The organism is Acidovorax sp. YS12, from assembly GCA_021496925.1.
GTDB lineage: Bacteria > Pseudomonadota > Gammaproteobacteria > Burkholderiales > Burkholderiaceae_C > Paenacidovorax.
Genome location: CP053915.1, coordinates 4762061 through 4782377, shown reverse-complemented (window position 1 = coordinate 4782377; position 20317 = coordinate 4762061). Strand labels below are relative to the sequence as shown.

Here is a 20317-nt window from a genome sequence, read left to right as displayed (position 1 = left end):
TCACCCACCGGGACCGTTTCACACATGGGCACAAGCTGGATCCGCAGTTGGCCAGGGCCTCTCCCTTCCTGACTCCCCGAAGCACGGCGCCCGCCTTACCTTAGAATGAGCACCCCGTCGAAAGAACCGTCATGGCCGAGGCCATGAAAGGCTTTCATACTTGAAACCCAATGGGGTGAAGATGAACAAGCCTTTCATTTCCCTGTGTCCGGAGATCACCCGGGCCAACGCGCTGACTCTGATGGACTGGTTGGAAGATGAGGGCGTCACGCGCTACCTGAGCGATTCGCGGCATGTCTCCCGGTTCATTGAACAGGTCATCGGTCGAGTTCAGTTGCCGATCCTGACCCATCTGTTCAACCAAGGCGGCAGGTTTTTCATGGCCTATGACCGACACGACGTACCAGTCGGGTTCGTGCGTCTCGTCAAGAAGGGCCCGGACTGCGAAATGGTTCTGGTCATTGGCGACCGTGACAACTGGGGGCGCAAACTAGGCGCCAGCGCGATCCGCGAAGGCATGAAACTCGCTTTCTTCGATATGCGAGCCGAGAAGCTCATCGCCAAAATCCACCCAGACAACGCGCGGTCACTGAAGGCATTCCTGCGCAGCGGCTTCTTGCTGGAAAGCGCAACGCCTGCGATGAATTCTTTTGCCATGCACTCGGAGCGCTACCTCCGGCTTTTGCGCGAAAGCCCTGCGACCCACACCTCGGCCATCTACATCACAGAAATCGACAAGGCTCGGCTCAGGAGCCTGATTGAGCTCGAACAGAGTTCTGATATTTTTGAGTTGGAGCACGAGATCGAACGAGCCGTCGTCGTCGATCCACGGCAGGTGGCTGAGGATGTCGTCACGATGAACTCAAAGGCCTTGCTGCAAGTAGACGACCAGGAGATGGAAGTTGCGCTGGTTTATCCAGAGGATGCAGATGACCGCGCCGGGAAACTATCGGTTTGTTCCGGCATCGGCACGGCGATCCTAGGCTACAAGGAGGGCGATGCCTTCGACTGGCGGATTCCGAGCCGTACTTGCCATATCCAGATCGGGAAAGTGCTTTATCAGCCGGAAGCTGCAGGCGATTTCCACCTGTAGAGTCGCATGAATCGCCCCAGGTCCAGTAGAGACCTTCGAGCCTCAAACTGAGGCCCAATCGGAGGTGCCATGCGAAGCAAGCAACCTGCCGTGGCCCACAAGGCCTTCAAGCGCTACGAGTCTGGCTATGTGCACATGGATGTGAAATACCTGCCCCAGATGCAGGACGAGAGCAGCCGGCGATGGGTGTTCGTTCAGTTCAAGGCCAACAAGACAGCCGCCAGCGCCCGGGCCTTTCTGGCGGCCCTGCACAAATCCTGCCCAATCAGGATCAGCAAGCTGCTCACCGACAACGGCAAGGAGTTCATGGACCTCCTGTTCGCCAGCAAGGAGCGTGAGCCCAGTGGCGACCACGCGTTTGACCAACTGGGCATCAAGCATCGGCTGACCAAGCCCAGAACACCAAGAACCAACGGCATGGTAGAGCGGTTCAACGGTCGTATAGCGGACGTTCTGAAGACCCGCCGATTCAACAGCTGCGACGACATGCAGCAGACCCTGCAACGCTATCTAGGTAATCCGGGGCAATTCAGAACCGGGCCCGGATCGCAGCCAGCGCCACTTAGTACCGCCTTGGCGCGGAGCGGATGATGGCCTGAAAACAGGCCTTAAAAGAGCTGGCTGTAGATGGACACCCCTGGGCTTCCCTTAGGCGATCCACCAACAAAAAAAGGAGCCGAAGCTCCTTTTTTTCTGCATTCCATGGAACTCCATGAATGCTATTCGTTGGAGCGGGAAATCGGTCTCGAACCGACGACCTCAACCTTGGCAAGGTTGCGCTCTACCAACTGAGCTATTCCCGCATTTCGCCCACCCATTCAAGGCGAACAATTTTTTATTATACCAAAATTTGCCCGCAATTTTCGAACAAATTTTTCACCCTGCAAAAACCAACTACGTGTGCTCACTCGCTAGAGCTTACACATTCATACCTGGAGGCGCGGCCCGGAGTCGAACCGGGCTAACCGGATTTGCAATCCGGGGCATAACCGCTTTGCTACCGCGCCAAGAATGACTTTTTTTTGACAAAAAAGGGAAGCGGAAGCCTCCCTTTTTTGAAATTTTGGAGCGGGAAATCGGTCTCGAACCGACGACCTCAACCTTGGCAAGGTTGCGCTCTACCAACTGAGCTATTCCCGCATCTACCGAAGCCTTACATTCTACAACGTTTGCTGCGATGGACTGAATTGTAGCGCAATTTTCACCTGTTCCCGAATTTTTTTGAATTCAGTGTTTTAGGGTATCCGCTGCTGCCGCCTTCTGCGTGGCGGCAGCCGTAGCCGCAGCGATTTCCTCATCCGTCAGGGGCACAGGTTTGGATTCCAGCGCCACATCCAGCACCTTGTCGATCCACTTCACCGGGACGATTTCCAACCCGCTCTTCACGTTGTCAGGAATCTCTTGCAGATCCTTCACGTTCTCCTCGGGGATCAACACCGTCTTGATACCGCCACGCAACGCAGCCAGCAGCTTTTCCTTGAGGCCGCCGATCGCCGTGACCTCGCCGCGCAACGTGATTTCCCCCGTCATGGCCACATCGGCACGCACAGGAATGCCCGTCAAAGCGGATACCAGTGCGGTCGCCATGGCAATGCCCGCGCTGGGGCCATCCTTGGGCGTGGCTCCGTCGGGAACATGGATGTGGATATCACGCTTTTCAAAGGCCTCGTCCTTGATGCCCAGCACCCGCGCACGGCTGCGCACGACGGTGCGCGCAGCTTCGACGGACTCTTTCATCACGTCGCCCAGAGAGCCCGTACGGGTGATGTTGCCCTTGCCCGGCATCGTGGCCGTTTCGATGGTCAGCAGATCTCCGCCCACCTCGGTCCAGGCTAGGCCGACGACCTGCCCCACCTGGTTCTGCTGCTCGGCACGGCCATAGTTGTACTTGCGCACGCCCAGGTAGTCCGCCAGGTTGTCAGCCGTTACCACGACCTGCGGCTCCAGTTTCTTCAACTGCAGGCCCTTGACCACCTTGCGGCAGATCTTCGACAACTCGCGCTCCAGCGAGCGGACCCCCGCTTCGCGCGTGTAGTAGCGCACGATGTCGCGCACCGCGGCTTCGGTGACCTGCAGCTCGGCTTCCTTGACGCCGTTATTGCCCATCTGCTTGGGCAGCAGATACTTCATGGCGATGCTGGTCTTCTCATCCTCGGTATAGCCCGAGAGGCGTATGACCTCCATCCGGTCCAGAAGCGCCGGAGGAATGTTCATCGAGTTGCTGGTGGCGACGAACATCACATCCGACAGGTCGAAATCGACCTCCACGTAGTGGTCGGAGAAAGTATGGTTCTGCTCCGGATCCAGCACTTCCAGCAGCGCACTCGACGGATCCCCCCGGAAATCGGTGCCCAGCTTGTCGATCTCGTCGAGCAGGAACAGCGGATTGCGCGTCCCCACCTTGTTCAGGCTTTGCAGCACCTTCCCCGGCATGGCGCCGATATAGGTGCGGCGATGCCCACGGATCTCAGCCTCGTCCCGCATGCCGCCCAGCGCCATGCGCACGTACTTGCGGCCCGTGGCCTTGGCGATGGACTGGCCAAGCGAAGTCTTGCCGACACCCGGCGGTCCGACGAGACACAGAATGGGCGCCTTGACCTTGTCCACGCGCTGCTGCACCGCGAGGTATTCGAGGATGCGGTCCTTGACCTTTTCCAGGCCGTAATGGTCTTCGTTCAACACAGACTCCGCGTTCAGCAGGTCGTGCTTGATCTTGGTCTTCTTGCTCCACGGCAAGCCCGTGAGCACGTCAATGTAGTTGCGCACCACCGAGGCTTCCGCCGACATGGGCGACATGAGCTTGAGCTTTTTCAGCTCGCCCTCGGCCTTCTTGCGTGCCTCGGCGGGCATGCGCGCGGCCTTGATCTTCTTCTCGATCTCCTCGACGTCTGCGCCCTCCTCGCCCTCGCCCAGTTCCTTCTGGATGGCCTTGACCTGTTCATTCAGGTAGAAGTCACGCTGGCTCTTTTCCATCTGGCGCTTGACGCGGCCGCGGATGCGCTTGTCCACGTTGAGGATGTCGACCTCCCGGTCGATCTGCTCGAACAGGTTTTCCAGCCGCTCCTTGACAGGGAAGAGGTCGAGCACGGCCTGCTTGTTCTCCAGCTTGAGCGGCAGATGTGCCGCGATGGTGTCGGCCAGGCGCCCCGGGTCGTCGATGCTGGAAATGGATGTCAGGATCTCCGGCGGGATCTTCTTGTTCAGCTTGACGTACTGGTCGAACTGCTGCATCACCGCCCGGCGCAGTGCCTCGATCTCGCTGGGCTTGCCATCGTCCGCAGACACTTCTGCAACGGGCAAGACGCTGGCCACGAAGTGCGTCTCCTCATCGGCAATGCCCTGCACCTGGGCACGCTGCTGTCCCTCGACCAGCACCTTCACCGTGCCGTCGGGCAGCTTGAGCATCTGCAAGATGGTCGAGATGCAGCCCATGTCGAACATGTCGGACGCTGAGGGCTCATCCTTGGCAGCCGCCTTCTGCGCCACCAGCATGATGCGCCGGTCGGCTTCCATGGCCAGCTCCAGCGCCTTGATGCTCTTGGGACGCCCCACGAACAGCGGAATCACCATATGGGGAAAAACAACCACATCGCGCAGTGGCAGCAGGGGCAATTCGACAGGAGCGGAAGGCAAGGGGGTATGTCCAGACATGGCAAACCTCATGAGTCGCCGCGCACCGCAATGCGCAGCGGGAAATTCTTCAACCCGCTGGTGCCGAAACACCAGCCGGGGGAAACGGGGGCACGCAGCTCCCGCAGGAGACATGTGCAACAGCGGCGCGAAGGCTTCGCTGCAAGTACGTCAAGCCTTCTTGGCCGCCTCGCGGTACACGAGCAATGGCGGCTTGCTTTCCTCGATCGTGGATTCGTCCACCACCACTTTTTCCACATTGGCGGCGTTGGGCAGATCGAACATGGTGCCGATCAGTGCCTGCTCCAGGATCGAGCGCAATCCACGCGCACCGGTTTTGCGTGCGAGCGCCTTCCGGGCAATCGCCTTGAGCGCGGCGGGGCGTATTTCCAGCTCCACACCTTCCATGGACAGCAATTTGCTGTACTGCTTGGCCAAGGCGTTCTTGGGTTCTGTCAGGATTTGCACCAGGGCATCCTCGCTCAGCTCGGCCAGCGAAGTGACCACAGGCATGCGGCCCACCAGTTCGGGGATGATGCCGAACTTGATCAGATCCTCGGGCTCGATGTCCTGGAACACCTCGGAGATGGCGCGCTGCTGCTTGCTGCGTACGGCGGCGCCAAAGCCGATGCCCGAGGCCTCGGTGCGGTTCTCGATGACCTTCTCCAGCCCGGCGAAAGCGCCGCCGCAGATGAACAGGATATTGGTCGTGTCGATCTGCAGGAAGTCCTGGTTGGGATGCTTGCGCCCGCCCTGCGGCGGCACGCTGGCCATGGTGCCTTCGATCAGCTTCAGCAAGGCCTGCTGCACGCCCTCGCCCGACACGTCGCGCGTGATGCTCGGGTTGTCCGACTTGCGCGAGATCTTGTCGATTTCGTCGATGTAGACGATGCCGCGCTGCGCCTTTTCCACGTCGTAGTTGCAGCTTTGCAGCAGCTTGCTGATGATGTTTTCCACGTCCTCGCCGACATACCCAGCTTCGGTCAGCGTCGTGGCATCGGCCATGACGAAGGGCACGTCAAGCTGACGCGCCAGCGTCTGCGCCAGCAAGGTCTTGCCCGAACCCGTGGGGCCGATCAGCAGGATGTTGCTCTTCGAGAGCTCCACCTCGTCCTTGCCCGCCTTGTCCTTGTAGCGCAGGCGCTTGTAGTGGTTGTAGACCGCCACGGCCAGGGTGCGCTTCGCCTTCTCCTGGCCGATGACGTAGTTGTCCAGGTTGCCCTTGATTTCGGCGGGCGTCGGCAAATCGCCGCGCACGTCGGTCGTGGAGCCCCCTGCGGGCAGCTCGTCACGGATGATTTCGTTGCACTGGCCAATGCATTCGTCGCAGATAAAAACCGACGAACCGGCGATCAGCTTCTTCACTTCATGCTGGCTCTTGCCGCAAAAAGAGCAGTAGAGGGTTTTCTCGCTGGAGGAGCCTTTTTTCTCGGCCATGGGGGCAATGCCTTGTCACTGAATACGTTGGTCGGGGGATGATAGCGAAATAAAAACGGCGTTCCCCGCAGGGGAAACGCCGCTTGGCGCACCTCCCTCAGGCGCGCTTTTCGATGACCTGGTCCACCAGGCCATAGGACTGCGCCTCGGCGGCGCTCAGGTAGTAATCACGCTCGGTGTCCTGCTGGATCTTTTCCAGCGGCTGGCCGGTACGCTCTGCCAGGATCTGGTTGAGCTGCTCGCGGGTCTTGAGGATTTCGCGCGCATGGATCTCGATCTCGGTTGCCTGGCCCTGCATGCCGCCGAGCGGCTGGTGGATCATCACCTTGGAATTGGGCAACGCGAAACGCTTGCCCTTGGCACCCGCCGCCAGCAGGAACGCGCCCATGCTGGCCGCCATGCCCGTGCACAGCGTCGAGACATCCGGCTTGATGAAGTTCATGGTGTCGAAAATCGCCAAGCCGGCGCTGACCGAACCGCCCGGGGAGTTGATGTAGAACGAAATATCCTTGTCAGGATTCTCGCTCTCCAGGAACAGCAACTGCGCCACCACCAGATTGGCGGACTGGTCGTTGACCGGCCCGACCAGGAAGACCACCCGCTCCTTGAGCAGGCGCGAGTAGATGTCGTACGACCGCTCGCCACGGCCCGACTGCTCGATGACCATGGGGATCAGGCCCAGGTTCTGTGTATCCAATGCGCTCATGTTTTCTCCAGTCCAACCAGTACGGCGCGTACTGTATCCACAAATGAATTGGGGCTTGTGCGCCAAAGCACAAGCCCCAGGAAACAAGAAGAATCCAGGGACAGCGCCTGCCGCAACCGTCCCGGACTTCTCAAGGATCAGCCCTGCTGGCCCATCAGCTCTTCGAAGGAAACGGCCTTGTCGGTGACCTTGGCCTTGCCCAGGACGAAGCTGGTGACGTTGTTTTCCACCACGACGGCTTCCACCTCGGCCAGGCGCTGGCGGTCGCCGAAGTACCAGCGCACCACGTCCTCGGGCTTCTCGTAGCTCGCGGCCAGTTCGTCGATGTGGGTCTTGAGCTGCTCGGGCGTGGCCTGCAGCGCGTTGGCACGCACCAGCTCCGCCAGCACCAGGCCCAGGCGCACGCGGCGCTCGGCCTGGGGACGGAAGATGTCCTCAGGGATCTCGGCCTTGTCGGCGTCCTTGATGCCACGCTGCTTCAGATCGGCGCGCGCGCCTTCCAGCAGGCGTGCGATCTCGGCCTGGATGGCCGCGTTGGGCAGGTCCAGCTCGGCCTTGGCTACCAGGGCGTCCATCACGGCCTGCTTGTTGCGGGCCATCAGGCGGAACTTCACCTCGCGCTCGAGATTTTTCTTGATGTCGGCACGCAGGCCCTCCACGGTGCCGTCGGCAATGCCCAGCGACTTGGCGAACTGCTCGTTCACTTCCGGCAGGTTGGCGGCCTCGATCTTCTTCAGCGTCACCAGGAAGTCGGCCGTCTTGCCGGCCACGTCCTTGCCGTGGTAGTCCTCGGGGAAGGCCAGCGGGAAGGTCTTGCTCTCGCCCGACTTCATGCCACGCACGGCGTCCTCGAATTCCTTGAGCATCTGGCCTTCGCCCACCAGGAACTGGAAGTCCTCGGCCTTGCCGCCCTGGAAGGGCTCGCCGTCGATCTTGCCCTCGAAGTCCACGGTCACGCGGTCGCCGTCCTCGGCGGGCGCGGTCTGGGCGCGCTGGGCGAACGTGCGGCGCTGCTTGCGCAGGATGTCCAGGGTCTTCTCGATGGCGGCCTCGTCCACTTCGGCGGACAGGCGCTCGACCTCGGCATCCGACAGGTCGGCGATCTTCACTTCGGGGAACACCTCGAACACGGCGTCGAAGGTCACCTGGCCTTCGGGCGCGCCGTCTTTCTCGGTGATGCGCGGCTGGCCGGCCACGCGCAGTTGGGCCTCGTTGGAGGCCTGGGCAAAGGCCTCGCCCACCTTGTCGTTCAGCACTTCGTACTGCACCGAGTAGCCATAGCGCTGGGCCACCACGCTCAGGGGCACCTTGCCGGGACGGAAGCCATCCATCTTCACGGTACGTGCCAGGCGCTTGAGGCGGGCATCGACTTCGGTCTGGATGGTGGTCAGGGGCAGGCTCAGCGTGATCTTGCGCTCGAGCTTTTCAAGGGTTTCAACAGTAACGGCCATTTGTGTTCCTAGTATCGGATCGAGGATGTAGATGGTGTCGGCAGCAGCGACTCCGCCAAGTCTCGTGGTGCGCGGGGGGGGACTCGAACCCCCACACCCTTGCGGGCGTCAGGACCTAAACCTGGTGCGTCTACCAATTTCGCCACCCGCGCTGGTTTTGCAAACAAACAGGCGGCCATGGAATGCCGCCTGCGTGAATGGGGTCAACCGGCGATTTTAGCTGGTTGTAAGCAAAGCCCCGTAAATTAATGTGCTATCTGCGTGCTGCGCACCATGGCCACTTCCTCCGGACTGGGCCGGCGCACGCGGAACCACGCCGCATACATGGCCGGCAGCGCCAGCAGGGTCAGCACCGTCGCCACGACGAGCCCGCCCATGATGGCCACGGCCATGGGCCCCCAGAACACGCTGCGCGACAGCGGAATCATGGCCAGCACGGCCGCCGCCGCCGTGAGCACGATGGGGCGCAGCCGGCGCACCGCCGCCTCGATGATGGCGTCCCACGCCGGCACGCCGCGCGCGCGGTCGAGCTCGATCTGGTCGATCAGGATCACCGAGTTGCGCTGGATCATGCCCATGAGCGCGATCACCCCCAGCAGCGCCACGAAACCGAAGGGCCGGCCCAGCGCCAGCAGCGCCGCGGCCACCCCGGCGATCCCCAGCGGGCCGGTCAGGAATACCAGCATCGCGCGGCTGAAGCTGTGCAGCTGCAGCATGAGCAGCGTGAAGGTGATGAACAGCATGACGGGCAGCCCCGCCGCGATCGAAGACGAGCCCTTGGCGCTTTCCTCGACGGCGCCCGCCACTTCGATGCGGTAGGCCGTGCCGCCGGCGGCGCGCCACTGCCCCTCCAGCGCGCGCAGGCCGGGCAGCAGCGCGTGGGTCACCGTGGCGCCCTGCAGCCCCTCCACCACGTCGCCCTGCACCGTGATGGCGTACTCGCGGCCCTCGCGCCACATCACGCCCGGCTCCCAGGCCATGCGTGGCTTGGCGATCTGCGTCAGCGGTATGGCGCGGCCGGTGGACGTGCCCACGTAGGCGTTGGCCAGGTCGGTGATGGCAGCGCGCTCATCCAGCGGCTGGCGCAGCACGATGTCGATCAGCTTGTCGCCCTCGCGGTACTGGCCCACCGTGGTGCCCAGCACCGTAGTGCGCGTGGCCTGGGCGATGGACTGGCTGGACACGCCCAGGGCGCGCGCCTTGTCCTGGTCGATCTCCAGGCGCAGCGCCTTGACCGACTCGTTCCAGTTGTCGTTCACGCCGCGCATCTGCGGGCTCTCGCGCAGCATGGCCTTGACCTCGTCGGCGCGCAAGCGCAACTGGGCCGGGTCGGGCCCCAGCACGCGGAACTGCACCGGGTACGGCACCGGCGGCCCGTTGGGCAGCAGCTTCACGCGCGCGCGCACCTCGGGGAACTCCTGCGCCAGCAGCGCGGGCAGCGCCATGCGCAGCGTCTCGCGCGTCTTCAAGTCCTGCGGCAGCACGATGAACTGCGATACGTTGGTCTGCGGAAACACCTGGTCCAGCGGCAGGTAGAAGCGCGGCACGCCCGAGCCCACCCAGGCGCTCACCGTCTCGACGCCGGGCTGCGCGCGCAGCACCGTCTCGACGCGCCGCGTCACCTCCTCGTTCGCGGCGAACGAACTGCCCTCGGGCAGCCACACGTCCACCAGGATCTCGGGGCGGCTCGAATCCGGGAAGAACTGCTGCTGCACCTTGCCCATGCCCCACAAGCCGAGCGCGAAGGTCAGCAGCGTGGCGCCGATGGTGAGCCAGCGGTGCTCCACGCACCAGTTCACCAGGCGGCGGAAGGTCACGTAGAACGGCGTGTCGTACATCTCGTGCGGCTCCTCGCGGCCGGCCACCATGTCGGGCACATGCGGCGGCACCTTGAGCAGCAGCGTGCCCAGGTAGGGCACGAAGTACACCGAGACGATCCACGACAGCACGAGCGAGATCACCGTCACCGCGAAGATGGCGAAGGTGTATTCGCCCACCGTGGATTTGGCGATGCCGATGGGCAGGAAGCCCGCCGCCGTGATCAGCGTGCCCGTGAGCATGGGCATGGCCGTGATCTCGTAGGCGAAGGTGGCCGAGCGCACCTTGTCGTAGCCCTCTTCCATCTTGCGCACCATCATCTCCACGGCGATGATGGCGTCGTCCACCAGCAGGCCCAGCGCGATGATGAGCGAGCCCAGCGAGATCTTGTGCAGCCCGATGCCCCAGTACCACATGGCCAGGAAGGTGACGGCCAGCACCAGCGGAATGGTGATGCCCACCACCAGCCCAGGGCGCGTGTCCAGCGTCCAGCGGCGCCACAGCGGGTGGTTGCCGGGGCGCTTGTGCAGCCCCAGGCTGATGAAGCTCACGGCCAGCACGATCACCACGGCCTCGATCAGCACCTTGATGAACTCGTTCACCGAGCGCACCACGGCCTTGGGCTGGTCCTGCACGTTCACCAGCCGCACACCGGCCGGCAGCGTCTTCTCGATCTGGGCCGTGGCCTCGCCCAGGGCCCGGCCCAGGCGGATGATGTCGCCCCCCTTGGCCATCGACACCCCCAGCGCCACCACCTCCTGCCCCTGGTGGCGCACCTTCACCGTGGCCGGGTCCACGTACCCGCGCGTGACGGTGGCGATGTCGCCCAGGCGCAGCTGCGCGCCCGAGGCGCCGCGTATCGGCATGGCGCGCAAATCGTCCGGCCCGCCGAACTGCCCGCCCACGCGCACCTGCACCTGGTCCTGCGGCGCCTGCACGGTGCCCGCGCTCTCCACCGCGTTCTGCTGGCCCAGCTGGGCCAGCACCTGGTTCATGTCCAGGCCAAGCTGCGCCAGGCGCTTTTGCGGGATCTCGATGAACAGCTTCTCGTCCTGCACGCCGAACAGTTCCACCTTGGCCACGTCGGGCACGCGCAGCAGCCGCTGGCGCACGTCGTCGGCGAACTCCTTGGCCTCGGCGTAGCTGAAGCCGTCGGCCTCCAGCGCGTAGATCACGCCGTAGACATCGCCGAAGTCGTCGTTGAAGAACGGCCCCTGCACGCCCTGCGGCAGCGTGTAGCGCATGTCGCCCACGCGCTTGCGCACCTGGTACCAGACGTTGGCCACCTCGCTGGGACGCGACGAGTCCTTGATCTGGAAGATGATCTGCGACTCGCCCGGCTTGGAGTAGCTGCGGATCTTGTCGGCGTAGGGCACCTCCTGCAGCGTGCGCTCGATCTTGTCGGTCACCTGCTCGGCCACCTGCTGCGCCGTGGCGCCGGGCCAGTAGGTGCGCACCACCATGGCACGGAAGGTGAAGGGCGGGTCTTCGTCCTGCCCGAGCTGGAAATAGGCGGCGATGCCCAGCACCATCAGCACCACCATCAGGTAGCGCGTGAGCGCGGCGTGGTCGAGCGCCCACTTGGACAGGTTGAAGCCCTGCCTGGCTTGCACTGGCGTCATGCGGCCCTCACTGCGGCTGGTTCACGGGCGCTACCGAATCAGTAGCTGCTAGCGCTTTGCTGGCGGGCGCTGGAGCCGTTTTTGGCTGATAAACGCTAACCTTCTGCCCCGGCGCCAGCACATGCACGCCCGTGGCCACCACCTGCATGCCGGGCGCCAGCCCGCCACGCACCACCACCTCGTTGCCATCGGCCGCGGCGATCTCGATGGGCTGCGAGCGCACCGTGCCCGCCGCCGCGTCGTACACCCACACCGCCGTCTGCTGCCCGTCCTGGCGCAGTGCACTGGTGGGCAGCTTGAGCGCCTTTTGCCCCACCTGCGACAGCGCCGCCGGCAGCGCATACACGGTAGACCCCAGCGCGGGCACCTGCGGCCCGGCCACCGCCACCTTGACCAGGTAGGTGCGCGTCACCGGGTCGGCGCTGGCCGCCACGTCGCGCACCTTGCCGCCGAACGGCGCGCCGCCGGACCACGCGCGCACCTGCACGTCCTGGCCCACGCGCACACGCGCCACCTGGTCCTCGGGCACGGAAAACACCACGTCGCGCGCGCCGTCCTGGGCGATGCGCACCACCGTCATGCCGGCCGACAGCACTTGGCCCGGCTCGGCCTCGATGCCGGTCACCACGCCCGCCACGTCGGCCACCAGCCGCGTGTACGCCTGCTGGTTGCCCTGCGCGGCCACCTGGGCCTGGGCCTGGTCGAGCTGCGCCTGGGCCGACTTGAGCGCCGCCTCGCGCCGCTCCAGCTCGGCGCCGCTGATGAAGTTCTGCGCCTTGAGCTGGGCAAAGCGCTTGAAATCCGCCGCCGCCAGGTCGCGCTGCGTCACGGCCGCCACCACCTGGGCGCGCGCGGCGTCGAGCGCCAGCGCGTAGTCCTGCGCGTCCAACTGGGCCAGCAACTGGCCGGGCTTCACCGCCTGGCCCAGCTCGGCCTGGCGCTGCACCAGCTTGCCCGCCACGCGGAAGGACAGGCGCGACTCCACGCGCGCCCGCACCTCGCCGGCGAACTCGCGCTGCGCCTGCAGGTCACCCTCGCCCACCGTCAGCAGCTTGACGGAGCGCACCGGCTCGGGCGGTGGTTCCGGGCGTGCGCACCCGGCCAGCAGCGCAGCCGCCGCCGCCACGCACAGCCAGGCAGCGCCGCCGCCGGAAGACCGGGCACGGCCCGGCTGCAAAAAAAGCCCCGAACGGGGCCACGCCAACGCGGAGGAAGAACGCATGATGGAAGGGGGTGGTGAAATTAATGACTGACTGGTTAGTAATCTAAGTAGCCCCAGCCCCCTTGTCAAGACCAAAACGGCCGCGCACGGCGACAATCCGTGCCGTGAACGCCCCGCCCCCATCCCCCCCGCCCCCGGCCGCGCCCGCCACGGCGGCGCCCGTGACGCACTACGAGAACTTTCCCGTGGCCTCGCTGCTGTGCCCGCCGCACCTGCGCGCGCCCATTGCCGCGCTGTACGCCTTTGCGCGCACGGCCGACGACATTGCCGACGAGGGCGACGCCGCGCCAACCCAGCGCCTGCGCGACCTGGCGGCCTACCGCGCCGAGCTGGCCGCCGCGGCCGCGGGGGCGGCGCCCGGCGCGCGCTGGGCCGCCGTGTTCGGCCCGCTGCAGGGCGTGCTGCGCCAGCATGGCCTGCCCGTGGCGCTGCTCGACGACCTGCTCAGCGCCTTCGTGCAGGACGCCGAGAAAACCCGCGACGCCGCCACCTACGCCGACCGCACCGCCCTGCTCGACTACTGCCGCCGCTCGGCCAACCCCGTGGGGCGGCTGCTGCTGCACCTGTATGGCGTGGCGGATGCCGAGGCCCTGGCGCAGAGCGACGCCATCTGCTCCGCCCTGCAGCTCATCAACTTCTGGCAGGACCTGAGCGTGGACATTCCGCGCGGGCGCCACTACCTCTGCGACGCCGACTGCGCCGCCCACGGCGTGGACCGCGCCACGCTGGCCGCGCTGCAGCCCACGCCCGCCACCACGCGCCTGCTGGCCGGCAACGCCACCTGGGCGCGCGCGCTGATGCTGCAGGGCGCCCCGCTGGTGCACCGCCTGCCGGGCCGCGCGGGCTGGGAGCTGCGCCTGGTGGTGCAGGGCGGGCTGCGCATCCTCGACAAGATCGACGCCCTGCACGGCGCCAACCTGTGCCAGCGCCCCACGCTGGCGCCGCCCGACTGGCTGCGCATGGGCTGGCGCGCCCTGTGCATGCGCCGCCGCACTGGCTGAAGCGCCGGGGCAGAAGTTACTTTCATGCCCCGCAACGGTCGCTGAAGGCGGCGTGTTTTTTGAAGAAAAAACGGCCCTGGCGCTTATCCAGCAAGCGCTGGCAGCTATCAATCAAAGAGCATGCAAGCCCGCGGGCCTGCACCCCTCTCAGGGATTGCCAGCATGGCCGCCCGCGCCGCCGCCAGTACAACCGGCGGCAGATCCACCACCGCACGCCCCGCCATGTCCGTCAGCGTTTTCGATCTGTTCAAGATCGGCATCGGCCCCTCCAGCTCCCACACCGTGGGCCCCATGATCGCGGCGCGCCAGTTCGCCTGCCAGCTCGACGCCCTGGGCCTGCTGCCCGCCGTGCAGCGGCTGGAGGTGGAACTGTTCGGCTCGCTCGCCGCCACGGGCGTGGGCCACGGCACCGACCGGGCCGTGCTGCTGGGTCTGGCCGGGCACCTGCCCGAGCAGATCGACCCCGACCAGATCGGCGCCGCCATCGCCGCCATCCACGCCAGCGGGCAGCTTGCCCTGCTGGGCCGCCGCCCGCTGCCGTTCGTGCCGCGCGCGCACCTGCTGATGCGGCGCAAGAGCCTGCCCTACCACCCCAACGGCATGCAGTTCCACGCCTTCGGCGCCGATGGCACGGCCCTGCTGCGGCGCGTGTACTACTCGGTCGGCGGCGGCTTCGTGGTGGACGAACACGGCGCACGCGTGCTCAACATGGCCGACCAGCCCCCGCCCGACGCCCTGGGCACCGGCGCCGGCCTGCCCCACCCCTACCGCACCGGCGCCGAGCTGCTGGCGCACTGCCAGGCCACGGGTTCGTCGGTGGCGGCCCTCACCCTGGCCAACGAACAGCACTGGCACAGCGCCCCCGAGGTACGGCGCCGCCTGCTGCACATCTGGCAAACCATGGCCGCCGCCGTGCGCCGGGGCTGTGCGGGCGGGGGGCAGTTGCCGGGCCCGCTGCACCTGCAGCGGCGCGCCCCGGCGCTGTACCAGAGCCTGTGCGCGCGGCCCGAGGAAGCGCTGCGCGACCCGCTGTCCATGCTCGACTGGGTCAACCTCTACGCCATGGCCGTGAACGAGGAGAACGCCGCCGGCGGCCGCGTGGTCACGGCGCCCACCAACGGCGCGGCCGGGGTGGTGCCGGCGGTGCTGCACTACTACGCGCGCTTCGTTCCCGGGGCCGGCGACGAGGGCATCGTCCAGTTCCTGCTCACGGCCGGCGCCATTGGCCTGATCTACAAGCAGACGGCCTCGCTCTCGGGCGCCGAAGTCGGCTGCCAGGGCGAAGTGGGCGTGGCCTGCTCGATGGCGGCGGGCGCGCTGGCGGCCGTGCTCGGCGGCACCCCGGCGCAGGTGGAGAACGCCGCCGAGATCGGCATGGAGCACAACCTGGGCATGACCTGCGACCCCGTGGGCGGGCTGGTGCAGATCCCGTGCATCGAGCGCAACGCCATGGGCGCCATCAAGGCCATCAACGCCGCGCGCATGGCGCTGCGCGGCGACGGCACGCACGTCGTCTCGCTCGACAAGGTCATCAAGACCATGATGCAGACCGGCGCCGACATGAAGACCAAGTACAAGGAAACCTCGCGCGGCGGCCTGGCCGTGAACGTGGTGCAGTGTTGAGGGAAACGACACCCCCCTGAGCCGCTGCGCGGCTTCCCCCCGCTCTCGCATTGCTGCGCAATGCGGGCAGGGGGACGACGCCAGCGCGGCGGGGCGGCCCTTGCGCGGCGTCCGCTGGGCTGGGCCGCGCCAGTTTCATGGGCAGCGCCATAAGCCAAGGTCAGGGTAAGCGCCTCACCCCTCCAGGTTGGCCGCCATGCGCGCCAGCAGCGCGCGCAGTTGCGCCTGCTCCTGCCCGTCCAGCCCGGCCACGGCGCGCTCGGCCACCTGCTGCGCCTGGCCGCGCAGGGATTGCAGCAGCGCCAGCCCCTGCGCCGTGGGGGCGATGCGCACGGTGCGGCGGTCGGCGGCGTCGGCCACGCCATCGAGCAGGCCGCGCTCGCGCAGCCCTTTCACCAGGCGCGCCAGTTGCGCCTTGTCGCGCCCCGAGTGGGCCGCCAGGTCGCTTTGCGTCGCCCCGGGCTGGCGGGCGAAGAAACCCAGCGCCTTGCTCTCCCAGAGCGTGATGCCGTGCGCGCCCTCGCGCAGCGCCTGCTGCTGCAGCGCGCGGTACTGGTGCATCAGCCGGTGCAGCAGCTCCATCACCTCATCGCCCGCCGCGCGCGCCGGGGCGCTTCCCGGGGAAGTCAATTGATTGATATTGTCAATTTTATTTACCATAATGAATGATATTATCAACCAACTGACCGCAACCATGCCCGAAGACCTTTCCCCCGCCGCCAGCCGCGTCCAGCGCGTGCGCCACGAACTGCGCATGCGCACCCTGGAAGTGCGCCGCACTACCCAGGTCAGCCCCCAGGTGCGCGCCGTCACCCTGGGCGGCGACGCGCTGCAAGGCTTTCACAGCCCCGGGTTCGACGACCACATCAAGCTGTTCCTGCCCGCCGGGGGCGCTGGCGCCGCACGGCGCGACTACACCCCGCGCCGCTACGACCCCGTAGCCAACGAGCTGACGCTGGAATTCGCCCTGCACGGCGACGGCCCGGCCGCCGCCTGGGCCGCCCGTGCCCAGGCGGGCGACCGGCTGGACATCGGCGGCCCGCGCGGCTCCTTCCTCGTGCCCGCCGACTACGCCTGGCACCTGCTCGCCGGCGACGTGACGGCGCTGCCCGCCATCGCCCGGCGCCTGGAGGAGCTGCCCGCCGGCAGCCATGCCTTCGCCTTCATCGCGCTGGACGCCTCCGACCGCCGCGCGCTGGCCACGCAGGCGCGCCTGCAACTGCACTGGCTGGACGACGACGCGGCGCTGATCGACGCCGTGCGCGCCTTCGCGCTGCCCGCCGGCGAGGGCTACGCCTGGTGCGCGGGCGAAGCCGGCACCATGGCCGCGCTGCGCCGCCTGCTGGTGCAGGACAAGGGCCACAGCCGCCATGCCCTGCGCGCCGCTGCCTACTGGAAGCGCGGCGCCGTGGCGCACCACGAGAACCTGGACGACGCGGCCTGACGCCGGAGAGCTACCAAAGCCATAGCTGCCCGCGCTTGCAGGACGGGCGCTGGAGGCCAAAACACCTCAAACAATCAGCCGCCATGGGCTGCCTTCCCGGCGGCCCATGGCGGCCCGGCGTCAGAAGTCCACCGCTGCCGACAGTGTCAAGGTGCGCGGCGCACCCAGCCCCAGGCCGCCAAAGTTCGCTTGCGACCAGTAAGCCTTGTTGGCCACGTTGGTCACGCTGGCGCGCAAGATCAAGGGGTAGCCGGCGGCCTTGGTGGCGTAGCGCGCCCCCAGGTCGCAGGTGGTGCCGCCCGGCACCCACAGGGTGTTGGTGGCGTTGAAGTAGCGCTTGCTGGCCGCGTTGGCGTTGGCGGTCAGCGTCAGGCCAGGGGCGGCTGGCACGTCCCATTCGGCACCCAGCTTGCCTTGCCACTTGGGCGCGCCGGTGGCCTGCTTGCCCTCGCTGGCGGCGACTGCGGCTTTGGTGATCTTGGCATCGGTATAGGCAACGCCGCCCATCAGGCGCACGCCGCGCACAGGCGTACCGAAGAAGCCCCATTCAACGCCCCGGTTGCGCTGCTCGCCGCCGAACGCGAAGACGTTGGTGGCCGGGTCGGTATAGCTGCTGGGGCGCTTGATCTCGAACAGGCTGACGGTGTGGGCGAAGTTGCCCAGGTCGAGCTTGGCACCCACTTCCATTTGCTTGCTCTTGTACGGCGGGAAGACCTCGCCCGCATTGGCTGCGGTGGCCGGGGCAGTGGAGCCCTGGCTCAGGCCCTGGATGAGGTTGCCATACACCGACAGCTTGTCCGTGGCCTTGAACAGCACGGCCGCTGCGGGCGTGGTGGCGCTCTTGTCATAGGTGCTGGTGCGCGCACCGGTGGGCGCAAGGTAGCTGTCGGTGGAAGCGCTCTGGTGGCGCACGCCCAGCGTGAGCTGCAGCCGGTCTTGCAGGAAGGACATGGTGTCTGCCACGCCAAAGCTGGTCATACCCGTTTCGGTCCGGGTCAGGGCAGGGTACGTGGTGCCGGGGTTGCTGCCCCAGACGGGGTTGTAGATGTTGGTGGTCCAGCCCGTTGCACCCAGGCTGTTGCGGAAGCCCCGCAGCAAATAATCCTCGGTGTAGTGCGTGACGTTCAGCGCAAACTGGTGGCCCACGTCGCCCGTGCGCAGCCGCCCCTTGAGGCCCACCTCGGCCGACTTGCGCTCCACCTCGTCGCTCACGCCGCTGAAGTTGATGGTGAAGTCGCCCGCCGCGTTGATGATGTTGCCCGTGCCCATGTTGGACTGGAACGCGGTCTTGCTGATGCCCGCTGCGGCATAGGCCGTGAGCTGGTCGCTGATGTCGAACTCGCCGCGCGCCATCACGCCTTTGTCCACCGTGTCGAAGAAGGCCCAGGGCGGGTTCCACGTGACAGTGGGCCTGGGCGGCGTGGGAATCGCCAGCCCGGCGGCCAGCCCCAGGCCACGGGTCAGGCCATTGCCGTGGTCGTTGCTGCGGTACAGGTCAGCCGACAGGCGCACGCGGGAGCTGCGCCAGTCCAGCCCCAGCGATGCCAGGGTGGCCTTGCGGTCCTGGTCGTGCACGGCGGTCTCGCCGTCGCGGTAAACGCCGTTGAAGCGCACGCCGAACTGCCCGTCCTCGCCAAAGCGCCGCCCCAGGTCGATGTGGCCGCCGAACAGCGATTGCCCGCTATAGCTGGTGGTCAGGCGCGTCACCGGCTCGTTGCCCGCGCGCTTGGTCACCAAGTTGACCGAGCCGCCCACCGAGCCCTTGGGCAGCATGCCGCCGAGCATGGCCGACGGCCCCTTCATGACTTCGATGCGCCCGAACATCTCGAGGCTGCTGCGGTAGTACGGCGCCATGCCGGCCAGGCCGTTCAAGGTCACGTCGTTGATGCTCGACGTAAAGCCGCGAATCGAATAGCCCTCGTTGCTCTCGCCGGCGATGCCGCTGGTGAACACCGTGGGGTCGGTCCTGGCGATCACGCCGGTAATGTCCGTGGCCTGCTGGTCTTCGATGAACTGCTCGGTGTAGGTGATGACGGAGAACGGGGTTTCCATGATGTCCTTGTCACCCAGAAAACCCATGCGCCCGCCGGAAGTGACCTGCCCGCCCGCATAGGGCGCGGTGGGCGTCTGGGCCTTGTCCTGCACGGTGACGGTGGAGAGCGTGGCGGACTCCTGCTGCGCTGTTTGCGCTGGTTGCGCGGTCTGCGCCAGCGCCTGCGGGGCGACCAGCGCGGCGGCGATGGCGCTCAGGGCGAACAACGGGCGTGCGTTGCGTTGGATATGGCGACGTTGGGCCATGGCGGTTTCCTTCAAGGTTGCGAGAAGTTGAGAGAAAAAAGCGGCCTGCGGATCAGCGGTAGCCCCGGACCACGTCGTCGATCAGCCGTTGCAGGGACGCCGGGCTGGCGCCGGTGATGTACCAGGCGTCGGCATCGGCGAAGACCACGCGGCCGCTCTTCCACGCCTTGGTCTGGCGCAGCAGCGGGTTGGCGAGCTGCTGCGCGCTCATGACCGGGCGGCGCTCCATCACGGCGGTGCGGTCCACCACGTAGAGGATGTCGGGGTCGGCCTGCTGGATGAATTCGCTGGAGACGGGCTGGCCGTGCAGGCTGCTCTCCACCGCCGCGCTGGCGGACTGCACGCCCAGCGCGCTGAAGACGAAGCCATAGCGCGACTGCTGGCCGAAGGCGCTGAACGCGCCGTTGTTGTGCAGCACGATCAGCGCGCGCTCGGCCCGGCCTTCGGTCACGCGGCGGGCCTGCTGCACCTTGGCGTCGAGCTGCGCGGCCTTTTGCTGTGCCAGGGCTTCCTTGCCGAAGATGCGGCCCAGCGTCAGCAGGTGCTCGCGCACCACCTCGATGTGGCGGTGCTGGCTGTTGCGGAAGTCCACGTCGAAATGCAGCGTGGGCGCGATCTCGGCCAGCTCCTGGTAGTGGTTGGCTTGCAGCGGCGTGATGAGGATCAGGTCGGGCCGCAGCGCATGCACGCGCTCCAGGTTCGGCTGGACGATGGCGCCCAGGTCCCGCACGTTCGCATCGTCCTTGTAGCGCGCGAGGAAGTGCGGCACGTAGTCCTTGACCATGCCCGCGACCGGCACGCCGAGCTGGTCGAGGAAGTCCACCTCGTTCATCTCCAGCGCCGCCACGCGCTGCGGCGGGCGCGGGATGACGGTGGTGCCGAGCTTGTGCCGGATGGTGATGGCCGCCCTGGCAGGGAGCAGCGGCATGGCGGCGGCGGCCAGAAGAAGGCTTCTGCGTGGAAGGTGCATGG

At 66.3% G+C, this 20317-nt stretch carries 13 protein-coding genes, 4 tRNA genes and 1 pseudogene; 5 read left to right on the top strand and 13 right to left on the bottom strand.

Annotated features, from left to right (window positions below):
* The first annotated feature begins 181 nt into the window (after positions 1–181).
* Complete coding sequence (locus tag YS110_21395; GenBank protein UJB67133.1) at positions 182–1093, top strand: GNAT family N-acetyltransferase; 912 nt, start codon at positions 182–184, stop codon at positions 1091–1093.
* 66 nt (positions 1094–1159) lie between these two features.
* Positions 1160–1606: pseudogene (locus YS110_21390) on the top strand (DDE-type integrase/transposase/recombinase).
* 214 nt (positions 1607–1820) lie between these two features.
* Here YS110_21390 and YS110_21385 read toward each other — a convergent pair.
* From YS110_21385 to YS110_21340, 10 genes are all read right to left on the bottom strand, one after another.
* A tRNA-Gly gene (locus YS110_21385) sits at positions 1821–1896 on the bottom strand.
* A 130-nt stretch (positions 1897–2026) separates the two neighbouring features.
* Positions 2027–2100 (bottom strand) — tRNA-Cys (locus tag YS110_21380).
* 57 nt (positions 2101–2157) lie between these two features.
* Positions 2158–2233: transfer RNA gene (locus tag YS110_21375), tRNA-Gly, on the bottom strand.
* An 87-nt stretch (positions 2234–2320) separates the two neighbouring features.
* A complete protein-coding gene (gene lon / locus YS110_21370; GenBank protein ID UJB67555.1) occupies positions 2321–4744 on the bottom strand; it encodes an endopeptidase La in 2424 nt (807 codons plus the stop codon).
* Positions 4745–4894: 150 nt separating this feature from the next.
* A complete protein-coding gene (gene clpX / locus YS110_21365; GenBank protein ID UJB67132.1) occupies positions 4895–6160 on the bottom strand; it encodes an ATP-dependent Clp protease ATP-binding subunit ClpX in 1266 nt (421 codons plus the stop codon).
* Positions 6161–6257: 97 nt separating this feature from the next.
* Entirely contained in the window at positions 6258–6866 is a 609-nt protein-coding gene (clpP, locus tag YS110_21360; GenBank protein UJB67131.1) for an ATP-dependent Clp endopeptidase proteolytic subunit ClpP, read from the bottom strand.
* 137 nt (positions 6867–7003) lie between these two features.
* On the bottom strand, positions 7004–8317 hold the full coding sequence (locus tag YS110_21355; protein UJB67130.1) for a trigger factor: 1314 nt from the start codon (positions 8315–8317) through the stop codon (positions 7004–7006).
* Between the two features lie 65 nt (positions 8318–8382).
* Positions 8383–8469: transfer RNA gene (locus YS110_21350), tRNA-Leu, on the bottom strand.
* Positions 8470–8562: 93 nt separating this feature from the next.
* A complete protein-coding gene (locus YS110_21345; protein ID UJB67129.1) occupies positions 8563–11757 on the bottom strand; it encodes an efflux RND transporter permease subunit in 3195 nt (1064 codons plus the stop codon).
* A 7-nt stretch (positions 11758–11764) separates the two neighbouring features.
* Complete coding sequence (locus tag YS110_21340) at positions 11765–12979, bottom strand: efflux RND transporter periplasmic adaptor subunit (protein UJB67128.1); 1215 nt, start codon at positions 12977–12979, stop codon at positions 11765–11767.
* A gap of 104 nt (positions 12980–13083) precedes the next feature.
* On the opposite strand from YS110_21340, the gene hpnC reads away from it, so the two are divergent.
* Entirely contained in the window at positions 13084–13980 is an 897-nt protein-coding gene (hpnC, locus tag YS110_21335; GenBank protein ID UJB67127.1) for a squalene synthase HpnC, read from the top strand.
* A 222-nt stretch (positions 13981–14202) separates the two neighbouring features.
* On the top strand, positions 14203–15603 hold the full coding sequence (locus YS110_21330) for an L-serine ammonia-lyase (GenBank protein UJB67126.1): 1401 nt from the start codon (positions 14203–14205) through the stop codon (positions 15601–15603).
* A 174-nt stretch (positions 15604–15777) separates the two neighbouring features.
* Here YS110_21330 and YS110_21325 read toward each other — a convergent pair whose 3' ends face one another.
* A complete protein-coding gene (locus YS110_21325; GenBank protein UJB67125.1) occupies positions 15778–16263 on the bottom strand; it encodes a winged helix-turn-helix transcriptional regulator in 486 nt (161 codons plus the stop codon).
* Between the two features lie 34 nt (positions 16264–16297).
* Here YS110_21325 and YS110_21320 point away from each other — a divergent pair, with 34 nt between their 5' ends.
* Positions 16298–17047, top strand: a complete 750-nt coding sequence (locus YS110_21320; GenBank protein ID UJB67124.1) for a siderophore-interacting protein — start codon at positions 16298–16300, stop codon at positions 17045–17047.
* Between the two features lie 120 nt (positions 17048–17167).
* Here the strand turns inward: YS110_21320 and YS110_21315 are convergent, their stop codons facing one another.
* Positions 17168–19345 carry a TonB-dependent siderophore receptor gene (locus tag YS110_21315; GenBank protein UJB67123.1) on the bottom strand — a complete coding sequence of 726 codons (2178 nt, stop codon included), beginning with the start codon at positions 19343–19345 and terminating at the stop codon, positions 17168–17170.
* Positions 19346–19397: 52 nt separating this feature from the next.
* Complete coding sequence (locus YS110_21310) at positions 19398–20315, bottom strand: siderophore ABC transporter substrate-binding protein (protein ID UJB67122.1); 918 nt, start codon at positions 20313–20315, stop codon at positions 19398–19400.
* Positions 20316–20317: the final 2 nt, after the last annotated feature.